Raw genomic sequence first — 20846 nt, forward strand, 5'->3', positions numbered from 1 at the left:
CAGTTAAACAATTTGTCTGCAATGTATTTATCTAACTCTTGGTATTTGGATTGTTATATTTTAATATATTTGGAACAATAAAACATAACCAAATGATCTTTTACAGACAAAATCTTAGTGATACCCAATTATTAGATTTATATAAAAAATTACTGAAACCTCGTTTAATCGAAGAAAAAATGCTCATTCTGATTCGGCAGGGAAAAGTATCCAAATGGTTTTCCGGAATAGGACAGGAAGCAATTGCAGTTGGTGTTACAGCTGTTTTGGATGAGTCTGAATACATATTGCCCATGCACAGAAACCTTGGGGTTTTTACTTCAAGAAATATTCCGTTACATCGCTTGTTTTCACAATGGCAGGGAAAAGCAAATGGTTTTACAAAAGGCAGGGATCGTAGTTTCCATTTTGGAACTCAGGAATATAAAATTATAGGAATGATTTCACATCTGGGTCCGCAATTGGGAATTGCTGACGGAATCGCTTTAGCCGATAAACTCCAAAAAAATAATAAAATTACAGCTGTTTTTACGGGAGAAGGAGCAACCAGTGAAGGAGACTTTCATGAGGCCTTAAATATTGCAGCAGTTTGGAAACTACCTGTGATGTTTATCATTGAAAATAACGGTTACGGACTCTCGACTCCCACAAATGAACAGTATTTGTGTGAAAATCTGGCTGATAAAGGCATTGGTTATGGAATAGAAAGCCATATTATTGACGGAAATAATATTTTGGAGGTATATAATAAACTTTCTCAATTAAAAGAAGAAATGCAGAAAGATCCACATCCTGTTTTATTGGAATTTAAAACCTTTAGAATGCGTGGACATGAAGAAGCAAGCGGTACTAAATATGTTCCACAGGAATTAACGGATGAATGGAGTACAAAAGATCCTGTTACAAACTATCGAAGATTTTTAATAGAAACAGGTGTTTTGACAGCCGAATTTGATGAAGAACTTCATAACAAAATCAAACAGGAGATAGACGAAAATTTAGCCATAGCTAATGCTGAACCTGAAATTATACCTACTCATGAAGGAGAATTAGGTGATGTTTATAAGCCGTATGAATATGAGGAAGTTAGTCATTCATCAGAATCTAAAAATATTCGTTTTATAGATGCCATCAGGAAAAGCTTAGAACAATCAATGCAGCGATATGATAACCTGGTTATTATGGGGCAGGATATTGCAGAATATGGAGGAGCCTTTAAAATAACAGATGGTTTTGTTGAATTTTTTGGAAAAGGCCGGGTTCGGAATACACCAATTTGTGAAAGTGCAGTAGTTTCAGCCGGAATGGGATTATCAATTAACGGCTATAAAGCGATTGTTGAAATGCAATTTGCCGATTTTGTTTCAACCGGTTTTAATCCCATTGTGAATTTATTGGCTAAATCACATTATCGCTGGGGAGAAAAAGCCGATGTTGTGGTACGTATGCCTTGTGGAGGCGGAACTCAGGCAGGACCTTTTCACTCTCAGACAAATGAAGCCTGGTTTACCAAAACTCCCGGATTAAAAGTCATTTATCCGGCTTTTCCGTATGATGCCAAAGGATTATTAAATACTTCAATAAACGACCCAAATCCTGTTTTGTTTTTTGAGCATAAACTGCTATACAGAAGCGTTTATCAGGATGTTCCAAATGATTATTATACGATTCCGTTAGGAAAAGCAGCCTTAATAAAAGCAGGAAATAGGATAACTATTATTGCTTTTGGAGCAACTGTGCATTGGGCATTGGAAACTTTAGAAAAAAATCCGGATATCGAGGCTGATTTAATCGATTTAAGAACTTTACAGCCTTTGGATACAGAAACTATTTTCGCATCGGTAAAAAAGACGGGAAAAGTAATTATTTATCAGGAGGATACTCTTTTTGGGGGCATTGCCAGTGATATTTCGGCTTTAATTATGGAACAATGTTTTGAATACCTTGATGGACCGGTAAAAAGAGTAGCCAGTTTAGATTCTCCAATTCCGTTTACAAAAGCATTGGAAGACCAGTTTTTGCCAAAAAATAAATTCGAAAAAGAGCTCATTGATCTATTGGCTTATTAACGGTATGATCATTTCACAATTTATAACTTAATAAACTAATATGAAAAAACTATTTGTTTCAATTATTACAATTACGCTGCTTTTTTCCTGTAACAAAAGCACAAAATTTAATGAAATTTTAGATAAAAAATTTGACAGCTATAAAGATGGCTTTGTTACTGACTTATGGCAGCTTTATCCGGGATGGGCTTCTGCTGTTGGATACCATAAATTAGATAGTGTTTTGGTAACTCCAAATGCTGAGGCAGATAAAAAACAGCTTGATTTTGTAAATAAACAATTAGATTCTTTAAAACAATATGATGTTGAATCCTTATCTGATAAGAATAAGACTGATTATCATATGATAAAAAATCAATTGGAAAGCACTTTGTTTAGTATTAAAGAATTAAAGTCATCAGAATGGAATCCCTCAGAATATAATGTCTGCGGTTCTTTTGCAGAAATTTTAAATGGAAATTACGATACTGCAGAAGTTCGTCTTCGTGCTTTTAATGCAAAGATGAATGGAATTCCTGCTTATTATGAAGCAGCGAAACTGAATATCAAAAATCCAACCGTTGAACACACGCAACTTGCTATCGATCAAAATTTAGGAGGTTTGTCTGTTTTTGATGCCGATTTAAATATTGCTTTAGAAAAAAGTAAATTAAGTGCTGCAGAAAAAAAAGAAATGCTTGACAAGGCAAAAGTTGCTGTAAAAGCAATTAAAGACTATGCAGATTGGCTGAAAGCATTCCCAAATAAAACGCCTCGATCTTTTCGATTGGGAGAAACTTTGTATGCTAAAAAATTCAATTTTGATATTCAATCAGGTTATTCAGCTGAAGAAATTTACAAAATTGCAGTTGATCATAAAAAAGACCTGCATGACAAAATGTTTGTTCTTGCCGACAAACTTTGGACAAAATACAAAGGAAATGCATCTAAACCAACTGATAAGTTAGTTTTAATCAAGCAGATAATTGATCAGATTTCATTAAAACATACAACTCCGGAGAAGTTTCAATCTGAAATAGAAAAGCAAATTCCGGAATTAACTGCATATGTTAAGGCTAAAGATCTATTGTATATTGATCCGTCAAAACCATTAGTAGTTCGCAAAGAACCTGCATACATGGCAGGAGTTGCAGGGGCATCTATATCTGCTCCCGGACCTTATGATAAAAATGCAAATACCTATTACAATGTAGGAAGTATGTCTGGCTGGAGTGCAGAGAATGCTGAAAGCTATTTGCGTGAATACAATGATTATATTTTGCAGATTTTAAATATACATGAAGCAATTCCGGGACATTATACGCAATTGGTTTATAGTAATCAGTCGCCAAGTATTATCAAATCTATTTTAGGAAATGGCGCAATGGTTGAAGGATGGGCAGTCTATGCTGAAAAAATGATGTTGGAAAGCGGCTATAAAAATTCTGATGAAATGTGGTTGATGTACTATAAATGGAATTTAAGAACAACCTGTAATACAATTTTGGATATTAGTGTTCATACTAAAAATATGTCTAAAGAAAAAGCCCTGAATTTGCTTGTCAACGAAGCTTTCCAGCAACAAGCGGAAGCGGAAGGAAAATGGAAACGCGTAACTTTATCACAAGTACAATTATGTTCATATTTTACAGGATACACTGAAATTTATAACCTAAGAGAACAACTTAAAAAAGAAGAAGGAGAGAATTTTAACCTGAAAAATTTTCATGAGAAATTCTTAAGCTTTGGAAGCGCTCCTGTAAAATATATTAAGGAATTAATGTTGCCAAAGAAATAGATTATTATTTAAAACTCAAAAAAGCGCATTAAATCCTACGATCTAAAGTGCTTTTTTGAGTTTATATGAATACAATCTATTGCGAATTAGATTCTAACTCAAACATTTGCACATGGCTTTTTAATCGCTCAATCAGCAAATTCATCATTCTTTTGTTTAAGCTTGAAGAATTTTGAATATAGGTATTGTATTCTTCGATAGTAAAAAGAGCTATTACAATTCCTTTTAGAGAATTTCTGAATTTAATATCTTTTTGAATGGAGTTTTCGATAACCTGCAATTTTTTTTCGACAGTGTAAGAATAAAAATCAGCTTTGTTTTTATTTACATAATTAATGAAAACCGCAATGAACAAATCGTTCTGAAGTTTTAAAATCGGCCTAATGGTTTGATTTTGAAATAACTCATCAGCTGATGACTGAGCGCTGATCGTTCCTAAAGTTTCGCCTCTGAATTCTTTTAAAAAAGTGTCTCTGTCTGCCATTGTTTTTCTTTAAAGTTATAAAAATATCTCTTATAAAAGTAACTTCTCCGGATTTAGTTACTGACAAATTCTACAAATAATAAGTTTATAAATTAAATATTTCGTTAACTGTAATTTTAATAATAAGGATTTTTAAAAGTGATTTTTTCAATAATTCAGCAGCAAATTTTCGAATTATTGAAATCTTAAGAATTAATAAAAAAAGATCATTCTAGTATGGGAGTAATAAACTATTTTTACCCGTATAAAATAAAATTTATGCGATTTCATACCAGAAAATGGGTTAAACCCGAAGATTTAAATCCGAACGGGACTTTATTCGGTGGACAGCTGTTAGCTTGGATTGACGAAGAGCTTGCATTATATTCGATTGTGCAATTAGAAAATTCGAGAGTGGTTACCAAACATATGTCGGAGATCAATTTTAAGAGCTCTGCCAGACAAGGTGATATAGTAGAAATTGGAATTGACGTAGTGAAATTTGGTACAACATCTTTAGTTCTTAAATGTGCCGTAAGAAATATGATGACACGCGAAATTATCATCACCATTGATCATACGACTATGGTAAATCTGGACGAAGATGGAAAGCCAAAACCACATGGAAAAACCAAAATTGAATTTGTAAAAGACCGCTTATAAAATAAATTTTCAACTATAAGTGAAATAGATTCAGATAACTTTGCACCAAGCTTATATTTTTTTATATAGCAAAAAACTCTTAGAAAATGCTTAAAAACTGTATAAAAGTTTCCGTATTATTTGCTTTTCTGATGTCCTGCAACTCTAAGGAAGAAAAAGACAAATACAAGCATGTTGTCTATCGGGCTGTGAATAATAAAGACACAGCAATTTTAGCAATTAATAAGAACGATAAACGGTTTTACGGCCGTTACGAAATATCGTATTATGGGATAGGTAAAGACTCAGGAGATGTAAGGGGAGATATAAAAGGGGATACTTTAAGAGGAGATTTTCATTATATCTCTAACGGAGGAAGCTGGAAAAGAATACCGATTGCCTTACTAAAAAAGGAAAACAAACTATTTTTAGGAAGCGGTGTCGTTAGTACCTACATGAACCTTCCGTGTTTTATGCCCGGTATACCTATAGAGTACAATAATTCTAAATTTATTTTTGAAGAGGCGAAAGAATAGTTTCAGCTTTCAGGTTTTCATTGTTTCAGGTTTCAAGTTTTAAAGATGATATACGTCATGACAAAAAAAAGCTGAAACCTGAAACTTTTTAAAGAATGAAGCTTATTCTAAACGCCCAATTTTAGAAGGTAATTCAAATATTTCCAGATCAAAATATATTACGGAAGCCATTACGTGGTCAAAAATATCGGCCATAATATATTCGTAATTAGCCCAGCGTTTATCACTTGAAAAAGCATAAATTTCTAACGGAACTCCATGTTCTGTAGACTGGAGCTGACGGCACATTATATGTAAATCTTTATTCAGTCCTGGATAGTTTATCAGATATTGCATTATATATTTTCTGAACAAACCTAAATTAGTCATGTTTCTGCCGTTAATTGCCAACGTTTTGTCTATACCACGCAAGTCATTGTATTTTTCAATTTCATCTTTCCTTGTTTCAATATAAGAACTAATCAACTGCACTTTTTTCATCTGAGTCAGATCAGCATCATTCAAAAAACGAATACTGCTGCTTTTAATCAAAACGTGTCTTTTGATACGTCGTCCTTCAGATTTTTGCATGCCTCGCCAGTTTTGAAAAGAGTCTGAACTTAGAGCATATGTTGGAATTGTAGTAATGGTATTGTCGAAATTTCGAACTTTTACAGTGGTCAGATTAATTTCGATAACATCTCCATCGGCGCCAAATTTATCCATCGTAATCCAGTCTCCAATACGAACCATATCATTGATAGCTACCTGAACGCTGGATACAAATCCTAAAATAGTATCTCTGAAAATCAGAATAATAATAGCCGAAAGTGTTCCTAAAATAGTTAGTAAGTCGGTTTGTTTTATTCCAAATAATGTGGAAATAATTATAGAAACCCCAAAAATCCAAAGCACAATCATAATAACCTGAACAAAACTATCAATTGGCTTATCACTGTATTCGGGCTTTTGCTTTAAATAATCGCGTAAGGAATTAAAAATAGTCCTGATAATCCATAGAGTAATCAAAACAATATAAACACCTACAATTTTTCCAAAAACAGCTTCCCAATATTCGTATTTGTCCAGGATGACCGGGACAGCTTTGTAAATAAAGAAAAACGGTATTAAATAGGCCGTGTATTTTGTGGTTTTATTATGAATTAAATAATCGTCAAATTTGGTTTTGGTACGCTGGGCAAAAATGGCTGTCAACGTTACCAGAACAAATTTGGCTACATAATAAATTGCATAGGCTAAAGCCACCATCAGGGCAATATTTAAAACAAGGCTGGTGTATGAAGCAAAGCTGCGGCTCATTCCCCAATCTCTAAAAAGCGGGTATAAAAAGTTAAATATTTTATCCACAAGCTTATGCATTATTTTCTAAATACTTTTTTTCAATATAGAAAGTTCCGAACGGAATAAGAGAAGCAATCAGGATGATTCCGAAAGTCTTTAGATCCCAGTTTTGAGGTTTTTTTAGTAAAAAAGCCAAAATAATATATCCTATAAATAATACTCCATGACTCATTCCTAATGGGCGTAATAGTGTGTGATAAAGTTCTGGATTATTGTTTTTGATAATAAGCATATTGGCGAATAAAACTAAATAGGAGATCCCTTCTAAAATAGCGGTAACTTTAAAAATCTTAAGCATGTACATATCTTTTAAATTATAGCAGCAAAATTAAGTAATATGGTTGATTTTTGAGTTATGTCTCACGAAAGTAATTTACTTTTGTATTCTTAAACTTTGAGTATGAGTAAACGTGATTTAAAAAAATATTTAGCAGAACTAAATAAAGAACAGCTAGAAGAACAAATTATCGAGCTGTATGAAAAATTTAGTCCCGTAAAAGTCTTTTATGATTTTGTTTTTAATCCGAAAGAAGATAAACTTTTACAGGAAAGTAAGACAAAAATCTCACATGAATACTTTCCTATAAAAAAGGCTGGTGCAAAATGGCGTCCTAAAGCAAAAATGCGTCGTTCTGTAGCTCAAAAAATTATCAAGCATTTTATTTCATTGGGAGTTGATCCTTTTGTAATTGCAGATATTATGCTGTATAATATTGAAATAGCGCAAACATATTCATCGGGAAATCTTATAAAACAGGAATTATTTTACAAAAGCATGCTTAATTCTTTCGAACAGTCCGTAAATTTTGTGATTTCTAACGGAATTTTAAATGAATTTAAATCAAGGATTATTGCAATTCAACATGAAACTCTTCAACAAAAATGGAAAAATAAGTATGAATTCGAAGCAATTTTGGACAAAATTATTGCTTAAACAGGTTCTTCATAAAAAATCTTATTTAAAAAAATCATTTATTTTAGGTTAAAATACTGTGAAAAACTGTTTTTTAGGTGTATTTTTGCAAAAACCCAAAAAATAATGTCTCAAAACACTTTAGAAATAGAAAGAGAAGAGAAAAAAGAACTTTATGCATACCAAAAAGGCGATATCGATGCCATTTTTGAACGGTTAGATAATGCTCCGGCTCAACATCATTTATTGTATCAATTACCGACAGGTGGCGGAAAAACTGTGATATTTTCCGAAATTGTACGTCGTTATTTAGCAAATAATGATAAAAAAGTTGTGGTCCTGACACACCGTATCGAACTTTGTAAGCAGACTTCAAAAATGCTGAAAGGTTTTGGTGTTTCTAATAAAATCATCAACAGTAAAGTAAAAGAATTGCCCGATCAAAACGATTATTCATGCTTTGTAGCAATGGTCGAAACTTTAAAAAACCGTATTAACGACGAGAAATTGCATCTCGATAATATTGGTTTGGTAATTATTGATGAGGCGCATTACAATTCATTCAGAAAATTATTAAACTCATTTAAAAATGCTTTTATTCTTGGAGTAACGGCAACACCTTTGAGTTCGAATATAAAATTACCAATGCACCAGAGTTATGATGAACTTATTGTGGGCGACACAATTAGTTCATTGATTGACAAAGGATTTCTTGCACGTGCTACGACCTACAGTTATGATGTTGGATTAACCTCTTTAAAAGTAGGTATCAACGGAGACTATACCGTAAAATCATCTGATGACTTATATACTAATACCATCATGCAGGAAAAACTTTTGCATGCATATACAGAGCGTTCATTGGGTAAAAAAACCTTGATTTTCAATAACGGTATTCATACTTCACTATATGTTTATGAAACGTTTAGAGAAGCAGGTTACGATATCAGACACCTTGATAATACCAGTAGTGCCGAAGAGCGTAAAGATATTTTGGCATGGTTCAAAAAAACGCCGGATGCTATTTTAACTTCTGTTGGAATCTTAACTACAGGTTTTGATGAGCCAACGGTAGAGACTATTATCTTAAACCGAGCAACAAAATCACTGACTTTATATTATCAGATGATTGGTCGTGGATCTCGTAAATTGCCAGGCAAAGACGAGTTTACTGTTATCGATTTGGGTAATAATGCAGCCCGTTTTGGTTTATGGAGCGAGCCGGTTAACTGGCAGCATATTTTTAAATCACCGGAGTTTTACTTAGAAAACCTGCGTGATGATACCGAAATCGAATTGTATTTTAAATACAGCATGCCGCCTGAATTGCGTGCAAAATTTAGTAAAACAGAAGATGTGACGTTTGATGTTGATGAAGAACACAAATTAATTATCAAACAAAATCTACGTTCAAAAGTAGTTTTAGACAAATCATTAGAACAACATGCCGCAATGTGTGTCGATAATACCGAAACGCTGCAGGAAGCAAAATCATTGTCAAAAGAACTGGATGATGATATTGAATGCAGAATTAAGCGCTATGCAAAATGTTTAAGTCAATGCAGTAAAAACTACCGCGAATGGCTCGTTGACGATTATAAGCTGAAAATGACTTTATTAATCGGTAAAAAATACCGTGAAAAAATCATGAACGAGCCAGATTGATAAATAGCTATGCTTCAAGTCGAGCGCAGCGAAACCAATTTATAATTTTGGTATTGTAATTAACATTGAATTTAAATTTGATATTGACATTGATATTTGAATTTCAAGAAGCTATTTCCTGCTGTCCACTGTATCTTTTGTGGCGAACCCCGCCACAAAAGGATGCCGTTCCCATCAGGGCTAAAAATCGATTTCAAAATGCCACTTCTTTTAATAAGATTAATTGTTTTTAACAAAATTATTTTGATCTTTGGCAAAAGAAAATTAGGACTGAATTTTGTGTATAGTAGCTGTATTATTAAAATAGACTCATAAATGAATTTCAAAAAAGTATTTTTATTTCTTTTAGTTAGCTATTCTTACAATGTTTTTGCACAAAAAGACGGATATTGGGACAAAGAGCGTGCTACTACCAAAGAAATAATCGTTTCTGCTGGTGACAGAATAACAATTAAAACTGAAGATTTGCCTGTTGGCACAACTGAAATTGTTTATCGAATCACACTTTTGGACGAAAATCAGCAGATGACTAATAGTTTGGTTTCATTACTAAAAGCTATTCCCGACCCATATGGAATAGGTCAGGGATCTGCTGGAGCTGTGTTTCTGATGTCCAAAATATCCGGAGATGATAAATGTACCTATGCAATTTTTACTTCAGATTCGAATGCAATAAAATACATTGATAACGGAAAAATCAATGATGCCTGTCATTTTCAGACCGAACCGATAAGCAAAGACGCCAAACGTTTATCCCTCGATAAATCTTCTTGTCTGCAAGTAAATACCAGCACGATTTGGTTTGGTTTCGAAAGCAAAAATTGGCTTTTAAAACAAAAAATTGTATTAGAAGTCGTGCCATGGGTAGATATAAAACTTAATCGTGGCTGGAATCAGGATAATAAGAATGAAATTGTCAGTTTGTGTAAAACCTCGACAATGGCTCAAAAAATGGCTAATTCTGATGATTTTTGCGTTTGCATTCTGGATAAAATCATGAAGGAATATCGCTATGGTGAATATCAAAAATTACTTGCAATAGAAAAAACGAAGGTATATAAGGATTTTGGAAATACCTGTTACAACGATGCTTCTATTTCAAAAAACGTTTATAATGATTTACGAACTCAGGCAAATACCTTAATAAAACTGCAAAAGTATAACGAAGCGATTCCTAAATTGAATACAATTATTACGGCAGGAAAAGCTACGGCACTTGATTATAGTACAATTGGTTACAGTTACATTCTAACCAGGCAATACGGAAAAGCAATTAAGTTTTTAAAAGACGGGGAAAAATTAGACGATACCGAATTGTTAATAAAACTAAATTTAGCACATGCCTATCTGGTTAGTGATGATTACAGTCAGGCAAAACCAATTTATAAAAAATACCAATCCCAAAATGTAACCGATAGCTTGAGCTGGATAGACAAAACCAAACAGGATTTTGCTCTTTTCCAAAAAGCATGACTACCTTCATCAGACTTTGAGAGGGTTTTGAAATTGTATAATTAAAGATGTTTTCACCATATAATTATTATAAGTTCATTTAATCGTAAGTTGAATCTATAGCTGTCATTAATCAGTTGTCAGGCTGAGTCCATTCGGCTTCACTCAGGATAAACTTAGTCGGAACCTGTTTATATTATAACCCACAGCAAACTTGAATTTTCTTATATCACTTATATGGTTTAAAAATTATTATACAGTTAACACACACACACACACACACACGCATGAAAGCAACTTACCAAAAATACATGCTCGAATTTAAACGTCCTTCCGGAACGTCTCGCGGTATTATGACCGAGAAAGAAACCTGGTTTATAGTTCTTGAAAAAGACGGCAAAAAAGGAATAGGAGAGTGTGGTATTTTAAGAGGATTGAGTGCTGACGACAGAGATGATTATGAAGAAAAATTAAATTGGGCTTGCGAAAATGTTCATTTGGGTAAAGACGCTCTTTGGGAAAAATTGCTAGAATTCCCTTCTATTCAATTCGGAATCGAGATGGCTTTTTTATCGCTGAAAAGCGAAAATCCATATCTGTTATTTCCTTCAGATTTTACCAATAATTCCAAATCAATTGTCATAAATGGTTTGGTCTGGATGGGAGAAGAAGCTTTTATGAAAGAGCAAATAGAAGAAAAACTGGAACAGGGATTTACCTGTATAAAACTCAAGATTGGTGCTATTGATTTTCAAAAAGAACTTGAATTATTAGGTTTTATTCGGGCTCATTTTACTGCTGAACAAATAGAAATTCGCGTGGATGCTAATGGTGCTTTTTCTTCAAATGAAGCTTTATATAAATTAAAACAATTGTCTGGTTTTGAATTACATAGTATTGAGCAGCCTATTCGAAAAAATAATGCTGACAGGATGGCAGAGCTGTGTAAAACAACACCTTTCCCGATTGCTTTGGATGAAGAACTAATAGGAGTCTTTACTTTGGAAGAAAAAGAGGGTCTTCTGCAAAAAATCAAACCGCAATACATCATTTTGAAGCCAAGTTTTGTTGGTGGTTTTAGAGGAACACAAGAATGGATTAAGTTGGCAGAAAAATATAATATTGGCTGGTGGATTACTTCTGCATTAGAAAGTAATATTGGTTTGAATGCCATTGCGCAATGGACATTTTTACAAAATAATAATATGCCTCAGGGTTTAGGAACTGGAGCGCTTTATACAAATAACTTTGATTGCCCGCTTGAAGTTTCCCAAGGGCAATTGTGGTATAATAAAAAAAGAAACTGGAATTTTGATTTCGAGTTAATAAAATAAAAAAACTGGCGTAAAAGCCAGTTTTTATGGTTAAATAGTTAATGATTTTATTCTTTTCCTCCGCGTAATCCTGATTGCCATTCTTTAAGTTCCTGCCATTTACCCTCATGGGCCAGTAATGCTTGTTTCGGCCATGTACTTGGATTGTGAATTGCGTAGCTTTCACCGGCGGTATTTAAAATGGATTGTACTTTTTCTGTTGAAGTTTCGGATAAATCTTTCCATGTATAAATTCCCGAAGCATTAAGTAGAGCTTCAATTTTTGGTCCGATTCCTTCTACTATTTTTAAATCGTTTTCTTTTACTTTTTTACCAAAACCAGTTAGAGCCAATCCTGAATCAAACAGGAATGCCGGTGTGCTGGCAACGAATGATTGGGTTGTGTGTGATATATTGGCTTTTTCTGCTAAATCGGTCTCTAATGAGGCGATTTTTACATTCAGATTATTTGTATTGGATCTGCAGGCATCTAATTCTGACTGTAATGATGCGATTAATGAATCATCAGCTTTTGTTCCCATTTTTCCAATCAGGTAACCTAAAATTCCGGAGATTAATCCCACTAAAGCAGGTATTAAGATACAAGGTATATTCATAATGTTATTTTTTTTGAGATTAATTATTTTATTGTAATTACAGTTCTTCTGTTACTGGCTTTTCCTTCACTTGTGGTGTTATCTGCTATCGGTTCATCCTGACCTTTAGATTGGGTTTCGATTCGTGCTGAATCAATACCATTCTTTGACAAATAATTTTTAGAGAATTCAGCACGTTTTTGTCCTAAAACTATATTAGCATCACTATTTCCAACATTATCGGTATGTCCAACAACTAAAACAGCAGCATCTTTAATGTTTTTAGTATATTTGACAAGATCAGCCACTTTTTGTTTTTCTTCGGCATTCAGACTTTCAGATGATTTATTAGTATTGAAATAAAGGATAAGAGGATCACCGTTAATTTTAGCCTTCAAAATACTCCATTCGTCAGTTGCTGAATTTGTATCCAATGCTTCAAATTTATATTCAGCGGGACCTAAAAGTGTGTCTGAATCCATTTTCCATTTATCTGTAATTTCTCCTTTGGTATCAAATTGTGATGCCGCTAAACCTTTTAATACAAAATAATTTTTCACATCATTTGCCCTTGCTAAGCCAAGATTTTCAAATGTAGTTGTGTTTGTTTCGTCAGAAGTTGCGTATCCGGTTATCGTTACTTTTTGCTTTGGATTAGAAATCAAAAATGTTTTAAGATTTTCAATTCCAAGTGATACAGAATCACTAACTGGCAGTATAATTGCGTAACTGTTTTTTATGAACTTGAGGTTGTCGTTAGTACGATACTCAATTCCGGAGCCATTAAGAATGAACGGAACAAAGTTGGTCTCGGAAATGACAACAGGAACTTCTTTATTCGTTTTTGGTGTTTCCTCACAGCAATTGCAGCAAAATTTAAGATATAAAAAAGTACCTAAAATTATTGTTATAGCAATGCCTAATAGATAAAGTGCTTTTTTAGACATAGTGAAAATATTAAGATTCTATCAAATTTAATAAAAAAAAACACATAACACACTGGTAATGAGTTGTTTTTGTGTTTTTAATTAGTTGCAAGTTTGAATGTCAAAGACAAATCTTCATTTTTTGAAATCTTCGCATAAATTAAATTAAGTACCTTGCATAGAAATTAATTTAAAGACAATGGTCGAAATAGAAAGAAAGTTTCTGGTTAAGTCAACTGACTTTAAAGAACAGGCTTTTACTCAAAATAAAATTGCCCAAGGCTATTTAAGTTCTTTACCGGAAAGAACGGTACGAATCAGAATTAAGGGTAATAGGGGGTTTATTACGATAAAAGGAATCGGTCATCATGGTGGAATGACGCGTTTTGAATGGGAGAATGAAATTCCGCTGGATGAAGCACAGGAATTACTTAAATTATGCGAAAAAGGTAAAATTGAAAAGACACGCTTCGAAATAAAATCAGGAAATCATATTTTTGAAGTCGATGAATTTTATGGAGAAAATGAAGGTTTGGTAATGGCGGAAATAGAACTGGAATCAGAAACAGAACCTTTTGAAAAACCGGATTGGCTGGGTGAAGAAGTAACAAATGATAGCCGATACTACAATGCTTATCTAAGTAAAAATCCTTTTAAAGACTGGGAAAAATAATAATTTATGACACAATTATACGATTTGATTATTGTGGGTGGAGGTCCAATCGGTCTTGCCTGTGCAATCGAAGCTCAAAAGAAAAACCTAAATTATCTGATTATAGAAAAAGGGGCAATTGTCAATAGTATTTTCAATTATCCTTTGTATATGACGTTTTTTTCTACAGCAGAAAGACTTGAAATAGGTAATATTCCCTTTAATTGCCTGGCGCCAAAGCCGGGTCGGCAGGAAGCATTGGAATATTACCGAAATATTCACCGTTATTTTGATTTCAATATTAATTTATTCGAAAAAGTATCTGAAGTTCATAAACAGGAAAGTCAGCTTTTTAGAATTACAACCGATAAAGGTATTTACGAATCCAAAAATGTAGTTATCGCAACAGGTTTTTATGATATTCCGATAGAAATGAGTGTAAGAGGTGAGGAGCTTTCAAAAGTTCGTCATTATTACAAAGAAGCACATGAATATGCCTTTAGAGATGTTTTGGTTGTCGGAGCAAATAATTCGTCTGTTGATGCAACTTTGGAATGCTGGAGAAAAGGAGCGAATGTAACTATGGTTATTCGTAAAAACGAAATCAATAGTCGTGTAAAATATTGGGTAAAACCGGATATTGAAAACAGAATTGCCGAAGGGAGTATAAAAGCCTATTTTGAATCGAATATTACTGAAATTAGAGGGAATGAGGTAGAAATTGAAACGCCTAACGGAAAAGTGGTTGTTAAAAATGATTTTGTTTTAGCATTAACAGGCTACAAACCTGACTTATCTTTTCTTGAAAAAATAGGCATTCAGTTATCTGATGATGAATTAAAAACACCAGCGTACAATACTGAAACGATGGAAACAAATGTAGAAGGATTGTTTTTGGCAGGAGTAGTTTGCGGTGGCCTGCAGACTCACAAATGGTTTATTGAAAATTCACGCATTCATGCTAATATGATTGTTGATTATATAACTTCAAAATAAAAATACAACAGACTACAGGATTTTTAACCCTATAGTCTGTTGTAAAATTAATTAAGAACTACAGGAAAGCATGGAACAACCTACTTTTGAACGCGCCCAATCCGGTCGTTTTGCAAACCATCTTTCTTTTTCAGGCTGCTCTTCATAAGGTTTTTTTAATAATTCATATAATTCGGCAATTAACGAATAATCTCCTTTATCAGCTGCATCAATTGCTAATTGCGCCATATAATTTCTTAACACATATTTAGGGTTTACAGCGTTTTGAAGTTTATTTCGTTCTTCATCTGAAGTGGTTTCATTATTGAGATGTTCCAGATAATCGGTAAACCATAATAGCCAATTGTCCAGAATGGTATCCTTAATTTCTTCGGGATTATAAAAAGCATCTTCTATAGATTTCAAAGCATTTTCCGGAGAATCTGTCTTTTTAAATTTATTCAGATTGCGATAAAAAATAGTCATATCCGTTTCTGATAATTGCAGATTCGATTCTAAATAAGCTATAAATTCATCGTCATTTTCAATTGGAGTAACCAATCCCAATTTACTTAAAATCATTTTTTTGTAATCGGAATCAAATTCAGTGATAAAGGATTCTAATATTTTTTCTAAAGGCTCGGCTTCGTTAATTAAAGGATAAAGAGCATTTGCCAATTGATACAAATTCCATTGTGCAATCTGAGGCTGATTACCGAAACGATATCTTCTGTTCTGACTGTCGGTCGTATTTGGTGTCCAGTTTGGATCGTAATTTTCCAGCCATCCGTAAGGACCATAATCTATTGTTATGCCGTGAATCGACATATTATCCGTATTCATGACACCGTGAACGAAGCCAACTCGCTGCCAGTGCAAAATCATTTCGCGGGTTGTATTGGCAACGGTTTTAAAAAACTGTAAATATTGTTCTTTTGGTTCTCCCTTTATCTCAGGAAAATAATATTTGATGTTGTATTCGACGAACTCTTTCAAATTCTTTAATTCGTTTCTGGCGGTAAGCATTTCAAAACTTCCAAAACGAATAAACGATGGAGCGACACGACATACAACAGCACCTTTTTCGTATGCAGGATTTCCGTTGTATAAAATATCACGAAGCACTTCATCCCCAGATAACATCAGTGAAAGCGATCTGGTAGTAGGAATGCCCAAATAATACATGGCCTCGGCACATAAATACTCCCGAATAGAAGATCGCAAAACGGCCAGACCATCAGCAGTTCTGGAGTATGGTGTTTTTCCGGCTCCTTTTAATTGTAAAGTAAAAAACTGATTATCATGTTCGACTTCAGTCAAGTTAATGGCTCGTCCGTCACCTAATTGTCCCGCCCAGTTTCCAAACTGATGTCCCGCATAACACATTGCATACGGACGTGTATGAGGAAGAATTTCTTCTCCGGAAAAGACATTCAGGAATTCTTCAGATTGAATTTCATCAGCTGAGATTCCAATCATTTCTGCCACTTCTTCAGAAGCATGAATTAGTTTAGGATTGGATGGTTTTGTTGGATTTACATAGGAAAATACTGCTTTCGAAACCTGACGAATTTCATTGGTTTCATCAGGATCAGCAGGTAATTCATTTGTAAAACGATTACGTATTGTTAAATTTTTCATGCGGACTAATCGATTAATTTATCGGCGTACATCTTTTTTAATTTGTGCACTTTCGGGTCAATTACCATTCGGCAATAACCTGCTTCCGGATTGTCATTGTAATAATTTTGATGATCTTCTTCTGCTTCATAAAACACCTGAAACGGTTTTAGCTGGGTTACAATTGGATTGGCATAAACCGGTTTTAATTCTTCAAGAACCTTTTCGGCTATCTCTTTTTGAGTTTCATCATGATATAAAATAATAGAACGATATTGTGTACCGCTGTCTGCACCTTGTCGGTTTAGGGTTGTAGGATCATGGCTCGTAATGAAGATAGTAATCAGGTCATGATACGATATAATATCTGGATTAAAAACAACTTGTATCACTTCGGCATGACCGGTTCGTCCTGTGCATACTTCTCTGTAAGCAGGATTTTTAATTTGTCCGTCAGAATAACCGGATTTTATGGTTTCAACACCTTTTAAACGTTGAATAATAGCTTCTATACACCAGAAACAGCCACCTCCAAAAGTTGCAATTGCTTGATTTTTCATGTTTTATGGTTTTTGACTTCTAGAATTTGATTAAAATTATAGTTTTATCAAATTTAAAACTATTTATACGTTTTTCGGCTACCTGAAAAGTTAATTGAATTATAAATAAAAAAGCCGAATAACACATAATTTACAAATTTTTAAATAAATTTAATGAACTTTTTATTGTCTTAGTTTGTTGTTAATGAGTGATATATGATTATATTTACTGTACTAACCATTTGTTGAAAACCATTAAATTCAAACCATTTGTCTTATTTTAAAAATAAATATCACAGAATAGTTTTTAACGCTTTTTGGTGTTTACTTTTTGTTTCCGCTAATTTGATGGCACAAACTGAAAATATCGATACTTCATGTCCTCTAAAAACCATATTTGAAATTTTTAAAAAGAAAGATTCAGTTTTAGTGATCAAACCAGTCAGGAATAATTTTTTTCTGGTAATTCCGGTCATCGGTTCTCAACCTGCCACCGGATTTATGTTTGGGGCAGTTGCTCAATATACTTTTAAAGGAAAACAGACAGAAGATAAATACTCCATAGCAAATTTTGGAATTATATATACTACTAAAAAGCAATGGATGATTAACGTTAAAAATAATATTTTACTCAATAATAATAAGATATTCCTTAGCGGAGACTACAGGTTTTATATTTTTTCTCAGCCCAACTATGGTTTAGGTACTGGAATAATTCCGAGGCATACTGTAGATAGCGATTTTGAAATTAGCCCTATTGCCGAGCCAATGGATTATAATTATTTCAAATTCCATCAAACGGCTTCCTGGAAAGTAAGCAAGGACTTTTATTTGGGAGGAGGTTTAAATTTTGACTGGTATTCTTCAATAAACGATTTTAATCTTGACGTAGAAAAGGGACAATTTACAAATCATTATAATTATAGTAAAAAATACAATTTTGATAATACTGAATATTTTCTAAACGGATTTAATTTTAATGCAGTTTACGATTCCAGAGACAATCAGGTAAATGCAGGCAGAGGATGGTATGCAAATTTAAATTATCGATTAAATCCTGTATTTTTTAAAAATCAGGAATATAGCGGTGTTTTGTATGGAGAATACCGTCATTTTATACCTCTTTTTAATCCTAATAAACGATATATTCTTGCACTGTGGGCTTATGGACAATTTGTTGTAAACGGAAAAGTGCCATATTTGAATTTGCCCGCAATAGGCTGGGATCAGCGGAGCAGGAGCGGAGAGGGGTACACACAAGGATTATTTCGTGGTCCCGGGCTGATTTATTTTTCATCAGAATTTAGGTTTCCAATAACTTGTAATCAGGTTTTAAGCGGTGTTGCGTTTACCAATTTTACAACAGCAAGTAATGATAACAACAGTGTTCGTCTTTTTAATCATATCCAGCCTGCTGCAGGAATTGGTTTGCGGTTATTAATTGATAAGGCAACAAAAACGAATCTTATTGTTGATTATGCATGGGGACGAAACTCAAAAGGATTTTATCTTAACGCAGGAGAAACTTTCTAAAATTAAATATCTTCTTTACGATTTTAATTACTCCAGTAGTTCTATAGGTAATGTTGTTGAATTATCTTTATAATTGTATTTTTAATGATTATAATGTTGTTTGAATTAAAATTTTAAGTTTATAATTGATAAATTCTCAATTCTGTAAAAAAGGAATATATTTGTATGCAAATAGAAATACAGAATGGATACCAAAATTAACAACACTTCATTAGAAACTTATTTTCAACGTTTTCGTGAAAATATAATTGGAATCAATCAGGAGTTTATATCGCCTTACGGGAAAAAACAGATTGTTTACACTGATTGGACGGCAAGCGGAAGATTATATTGTCCTATTGAAGAAAAGCTTTTAAACGAATTTGGGCCTTTTGTAGCCAACACCCATACCGAAACCACTGTTTCAGGAACTGCGATGACAAAAGCGTACCATCATGCACGTCGGATTATAAAACGGCATACTAATGCAAGTTCCGATGATGTTCTAATTACAGATGGAACTGGGATGACAGGTGTTGTCAATAAGTTTCAGCGTATTTTGGGTTTGAAAGTTCCTGAAAACCTGAAAGCTTTTACTAATGTACCAGCCGAGAAAAGACCGATTGTTTTTATTTCGCATATGGAACATCATTCGAATCAGACTTCGTGGCTGGAAACTATTGCGGATGTTGAAATTATTCCGTCATGCGAAAAAGGACTTTTTTCTTTAGAGAATTTGGGTCTATTATTAGAAAAGCATAAAGACAGAACGATAAAAATAGCTTCAATAACGTCTTGTTCAAATGTGACGGGTTTAAAAACACCTTTTCATGAAGCTGCAAAATTAATGCACGAATATCATGGAGTGTGTTTTGTGGATTTTGCCTGTTCAGGACCGTATGTTGAAATTGATATGCATCCTGAAGATCCGGAAGCGTATCTTGACGCAATTTTCTTTTCGCCACATAAGTTTTTGGGCGGTCCTGGAACTTCCGGAGTATTGATTTTTAATAAAAAGTTGTACAACAATATGATTCCGGATTGTCCTGGTGGAGGAACGGTAAGCTGGACCAATCCGTGGGGTGAGCATAAATACATCGATAATATTGAAGATCGTGAAGATGGTGGAACTCCGGGTTTTCTACAGGTTATTAAAACAGCTTTAGCTATTGAGCTGAAAGAAGAAATGGGTATTGAAAATATCCTGCAGCGTGAGCATGAAATTGTAGATTTTATTTTTAATGAACTGAATACAGTTGACAATATTAAAATTTTGGCGGGACATCATCAGGAGCGTTTGGGCGTGGTTTCGTTTTTTATTGAAGATTTACATTTTAATCTGGGAGTGAAATTACTGAACGACAAATTCGGTATTCAAACCAGAGGCGGCTGCAGCTGTGCCGGAACTTACGGGCATTTCTTATTGCATGTCGATCAGGAAGCTTCCAATAAACTGGTAGATGAAATTACGATTGGGGATTTGATCAAAAAACCGGGATGGATCAGAATGTCGATTCATCCAACGACAACCAATGAAGAAATTGCTTTTGTTTGTGAAAGTATTAAGAATTTGGCTAAAAACCATGAAAACTGGAAACTGGATTATACGTATGATAAAAACACCAATGAGTTTATTCATAAAAATGCGAATTCGTTTGAAGACGAGTTGGTTTCTGGATGGTTTGCTTCTTAATTAGAAAATAATAGATTATCTAGACCCGACAGTTTCTTTGAAACCTGTCGAATTTGTTTTTTTGAAGAGTTTAGAAATCTTAAAAACCACAAAACCTCTAACGTAGCCCCGATAGAGCGGTTATCCTTTTATGGCGGGGTTCGCCATAAAAGATAGGAGTGA

19 protein-coding genes are annotated in these 20846 nt (G+C 33.7%); 12 read left to right on the plus strand and 7 right to left on the minus strand.

The genetic code is table 11. The features are described 5' to 3' along the window. The first annotated feature begins 92 nt into the window (after nt 1-92). Complete coding sequence (locus ACEN2I_RS15430; protein ID WP_441766995.1) at nt 93-2069, plus strand: alpha-ketoacid dehydrogenase subunit alpha/beta; 1977 nt, start codon at nt 93-95, stop codon at nt 2067-2069. Between the two features lie 40 nt (nt 2070-2109). After that, nucleotides 2110-3846, plus strand: a complete 1737-nt coding sequence (locus tag ACEN2I_RS15435; RefSeq protein WP_441766996.1) for a DUF885 domain-containing protein — start codon at nt 2110-2112, stop codon at nt 3844-3846. 76 nt (nt 3847-3922) lie between these two features. Here ACEN2I_RS15435 and ACEN2I_RS15440 read toward each other — a convergent pair whose 3' ends face one another. Beyond that, entirely contained in the window at nt 3923-4330 is a 408-nt protein-coding gene (locus tag ACEN2I_RS15440; RefSeq protein ID WP_441766997.1) for a glyoxalase, read from the minus strand. 258 nt (nt 4331-4588) lie between these two features. On the opposite strand from ACEN2I_RS15440, the gene ACEN2I_RS15445 reads away from it, so the two are divergent. Both ACEN2I_RS15445 and ACEN2I_RS15450 read left to right on the plus strand, forming a co-directional pair. After that, entirely contained in the window at nt 4589-4972 is a 384-nt protein-coding gene (locus ACEN2I_RS15445) for an acyl-CoA thioesterase (RefSeq protein WP_441766998.1), read from the plus strand. An 86-nt stretch (nt 4973-5058) separates the two neighbouring features. Then, a complete protein-coding gene (locus ACEN2I_RS15450) occupies nt 5059-5487 on the plus strand; it encodes a hypothetical protein (RefSeq protein WP_441766999.1) in 429 nt (142 codons plus the stop codon). A gap of 102 nt (nt 5488-5589) precedes the next feature. Here ACEN2I_RS15450 and ACEN2I_RS15455 read toward each other — a convergent pair whose 3' ends face one another. Together ACEN2I_RS15455 and ACEN2I_RS15460 are read right to left on the minus strand one after the other, a co-directional pair. Next, nucleotides 5590-6846, minus strand: coding sequence for a mechanosensitive ion channel family protein (locus tag ACEN2I_RS15455; protein WP_441767000.1), 1257 nt, complete (start codon nt 6844-6846; stop codon nt 5590-5592). Further along, nucleotides 6839-7126: a DUF3817 domain-containing protein gene (locus ACEN2I_RS15460; protein WP_441767001.1), complete on the minus strand. Its 288-nt coding sequence runs from the start codon at nt 7124-7126 to the stop codon at nt 6839-6841. The genes ACEN2I_RS15455 and ACEN2I_RS15460 overlap by 8 nt, the downstream gene beginning before the upstream one ends. A 102-nt stretch (nt 7127-7228) precedes the next feature. Here ACEN2I_RS15460 and ACEN2I_RS15465 point away from each other — a divergent pair, with 102 nt between their 5' ends. From ACEN2I_RS15465 to ACEN2I_RS15480, 4 genes are all read left to right on the plus strand, one after another. Continuing rightward, on the plus strand, nt 7229-7762 hold the full coding sequence (locus tag ACEN2I_RS15465; protein WP_441767002.1) for a DUF6155 family protein: 534 nt from the start codon (nt 7229-7231) through the stop codon (nt 7760-7762). A gap of 105 nt (nt 7763-7867) precedes the next feature. Beyond that, entirely contained in the window at nt 7868-9406 is a 1539-nt protein-coding gene (locus ACEN2I_RS15470) for a DEAD/DEAH box helicase (RefSeq protein ID WP_441767003.1), read from the plus strand. A gap of 315 nt (nt 9407-9721) precedes the next feature. After that, complete coding sequence (locus tag ACEN2I_RS15475; protein WP_441767004.1) at nt 9722-10879, plus strand: tetratricopeptide repeat protein; 1158 nt, start codon at nt 9722-9724, stop codon at nt 10877-10879. A gap of 266 nt (nt 10880-11145) precedes the next feature. Continuing rightward, nucleotides 11146-12192: an o-succinylbenzoate synthase gene (locus tag ACEN2I_RS15480; RefSeq protein WP_441767005.1), complete on the plus strand. Its 1047-nt coding sequence runs from the start codon at nt 11146-11148 to the stop codon at nt 12190-12192. A 47-nt stretch (nt 12193-12239) separates the two neighbouring features. Here ACEN2I_RS15480 and ACEN2I_RS15485 read toward each other — a convergent pair whose 3' ends face one another. Next, nucleotides 12240-12788: a hypothetical protein gene (locus ACEN2I_RS15485; protein ID WP_441767006.1), complete on the minus strand. Its 549-nt coding sequence runs from the start codon at nt 12786-12788 to the stop codon at nt 12240-12242. Nucleotides 12789-12811: 23 nt separating this feature from the next. Further along, nucleotides 12812-13714, minus strand: coding sequence for an OmpA family protein (locus ACEN2I_RS15490; RefSeq protein ID WP_441767007.1), 903 nt, complete (start codon nt 13712-13714; stop codon nt 12812-12814). Between the two features lie 178 nt (nt 13715-13892). On the opposite strand from ACEN2I_RS15490, the gene ACEN2I_RS15495 reads away from it, so the two are divergent. Next, on the plus strand, nt 13893-14366 hold the full coding sequence (locus ACEN2I_RS15495; protein WP_441767008.1) for a CYTH domain-containing protein: 474 nt from the start codon (nt 13893-13895) through the stop codon (nt 14364-14366). Between the two features lie 6 nt (nt 14367-14372). Continuing rightward, entirely contained in the window at nt 14373-15341 is a 969-nt protein-coding gene (locus ACEN2I_RS15500) for a YpdA family putative bacillithiol disulfide reductase (protein WP_441767009.1), read from the plus strand. Between the two features lie 51 nt (nt 15342-15392). On the opposite strand, the gene ACEN2I_RS15505 is transcribed toward ACEN2I_RS15500, so the two are convergent. Together ACEN2I_RS15505 and msrA are read right to left on the minus strand one after the other, a co-directional pair. After that, complete coding sequence (locus ACEN2I_RS15505; protein ID WP_441767010.1) at nt 15393-16961, minus strand: protein adenylyltransferase SelO; 1569 nt, start codon at nt 16959-16961, stop codon at nt 15393-15395. A 5-nt stretch (nt 16962-16966) separates the two neighbouring features. Beyond that, complete coding sequence (gene msrA / locus ACEN2I_RS15510; protein WP_441767011.1) at nt 16967-17500, minus strand: peptide-methionine (S)-S-oxide reductase MsrA; 534 nt, start codon at nt 17498-17500, stop codon at nt 16967-16969. 327 nt (nt 17501-17827) lie between these two features. Here msrA and ACEN2I_RS15515 point away from each other — a divergent pair, with 327 nt between their 5' ends. After that, complete coding sequence (locus tag ACEN2I_RS15515) at nt 17828-19012, plus strand: BamA/TamA family outer membrane protein (RefSeq protein ID WP_441767012.1); 1185 nt, start codon at nt 17828-17830, stop codon at nt 19010-19012. A gap of 184 nt (nt 19013-19196) precedes the next feature. Further along, nucleotides 19197-20684, plus strand: coding sequence for an aminotransferase class V-fold PLP-dependent enzyme (locus ACEN2I_RS15520; RefSeq protein ID WP_441767013.1), 1488 nt, complete (start codon nt 19197-19199; stop codon nt 20682-20684). Nucleotides 20685-20846 lie beyond the last annotated feature (162 nt).

The organism is Flavobacterium sp. W22_SRS_FK3 (assembly GCF_052113665.1).
In the GTDB taxonomy this organism is placed as follows: Bacteria; Bacteroidota; Bacteroidia; order Flavobacteriales; family Flavobacteriaceae; genus Flavobacterium.

Coding starts and splice junctions, on each gene's coding strand:
- ACEN2I_RS15445 (WP_441766998.1), top strand. CDS start 4,589: ATGCGATTTCATACCAGAAAATGGGTTAAACCCGAAGATTTAAATCCG.
- ACEN2I_RS15470 (WP_441767003.1), top strand. CDS start 7,868: ATGTCTCAAAACACTTTAGAAATAGAAAGAGAAGAGAAAAAAGAACTT.
- ACEN2I_RS15455 (WP_441767000.1), bottom strand. CDS start 6,846: ATGCATAAGCTTGTGGATAAAATATTTAACTTTTTATACCCGCTTTTT.
- ACEN2I_RS15500 (WP_441767009.1), top strand. CDS start 14,373: ATGACACAATTATACGATTTGATTATTGTGGGTGGAGGTCCAATCGGT.
- ACEN2I_RS15460 (WP_441767001.1), bottom strand. CDS start 7,126: ATGCTTAAGATTTTTAAAGTTACCGCTATTTTAGAAGGGATCTCCTAT.
- ACEN2I_RS15495 (WP_441767008.1), top strand. CDS start 13,893: ATGGTCGAAATAGAAAGAAAGTTTCTGGTTAAGTCAACTGACTTTAAA.
- ACEN2I_RS15475 (WP_441767004.1), top strand. CDS start 9,722: ATGAATTTCAAAAAAGTATTTTTATTTCTTTTAGTTAGCTATTCTTAC.
- ACEN2I_RS15450 (WP_441766999.1), top strand. CDS start 5,059: ATGCTTAAAAACTGTATAAAAGTTTCCGTATTATTTGCTTTTCTGATG.
- ACEN2I_RS15485 (WP_441767006.1), bottom strand. CDS start 12,788: ATGAATATACCTTGTATCTTAATACCTGCTTTAGTGGGATTAATCTCC.
- ACEN2I_RS15520 (WP_441767013.1), top strand. CDS start 19,197: ATGGATACCAAAATTAACAACACTTCATTAGAAACTTATTTTCAACGT.
- ACEN2I_RS15430 (WP_441766995.1), top strand. CDS start 93: ATGATCTTTTACAGACAAAATCTTAGTGATACCCAATTATTAGATTTA.
- ACEN2I_RS15505 (WP_441767010.1), bottom strand. CDS start 16,961: ATGAAAAATTTAACAATACGTAATCGTTTTACAAATGAATTACCTGCT.
- ACEN2I_RS15480 (WP_441767005.1), top strand. CDS start 11,146: ATGAAAGCAACTTACCAAAAATACATGCTCGAATTTAAACGTCCTTCC.
- ACEN2I_RS15515 (WP_441767012.1), top strand. CDS start 17,828: ATGGCACAAACTGAAAATATCGATACTTCATGTCCTCTAAAAACCATA.
- ACEN2I_RS15435 (WP_441766996.1), top strand. CDS start 2,110: ATGAAAAAACTATTTGTTTCAATTATTACAATTACGCTGCTTTTTTCC.
- ACEN2I_RS15465 (WP_441767002.1), top strand. CDS start 7,229: ATGAGTAAACGTGATTTAAAAAAATATTTAGCAGAACTAAATAAAGAA.
- ACEN2I_RS15490 (WP_441767007.1), bottom strand. CDS start 13,714: ATGTCTAAAAAAGCACTTTATCTATTAGGCATTGCTATAACAATAATT.
- msrA (WP_441767011.1), bottom strand. CDS start 17,500: ATGAAAAATCAAGCAATTGCAACTTTTGGAGGTGGCTGTTTCTGGTGT.
- ACEN2I_RS15440 (WP_441766997.1), bottom strand. CDS start 4,330: ATGGCAGACAGAGACACTTTTTTAAAAGAATTCAGAGGCGAAACTTTA.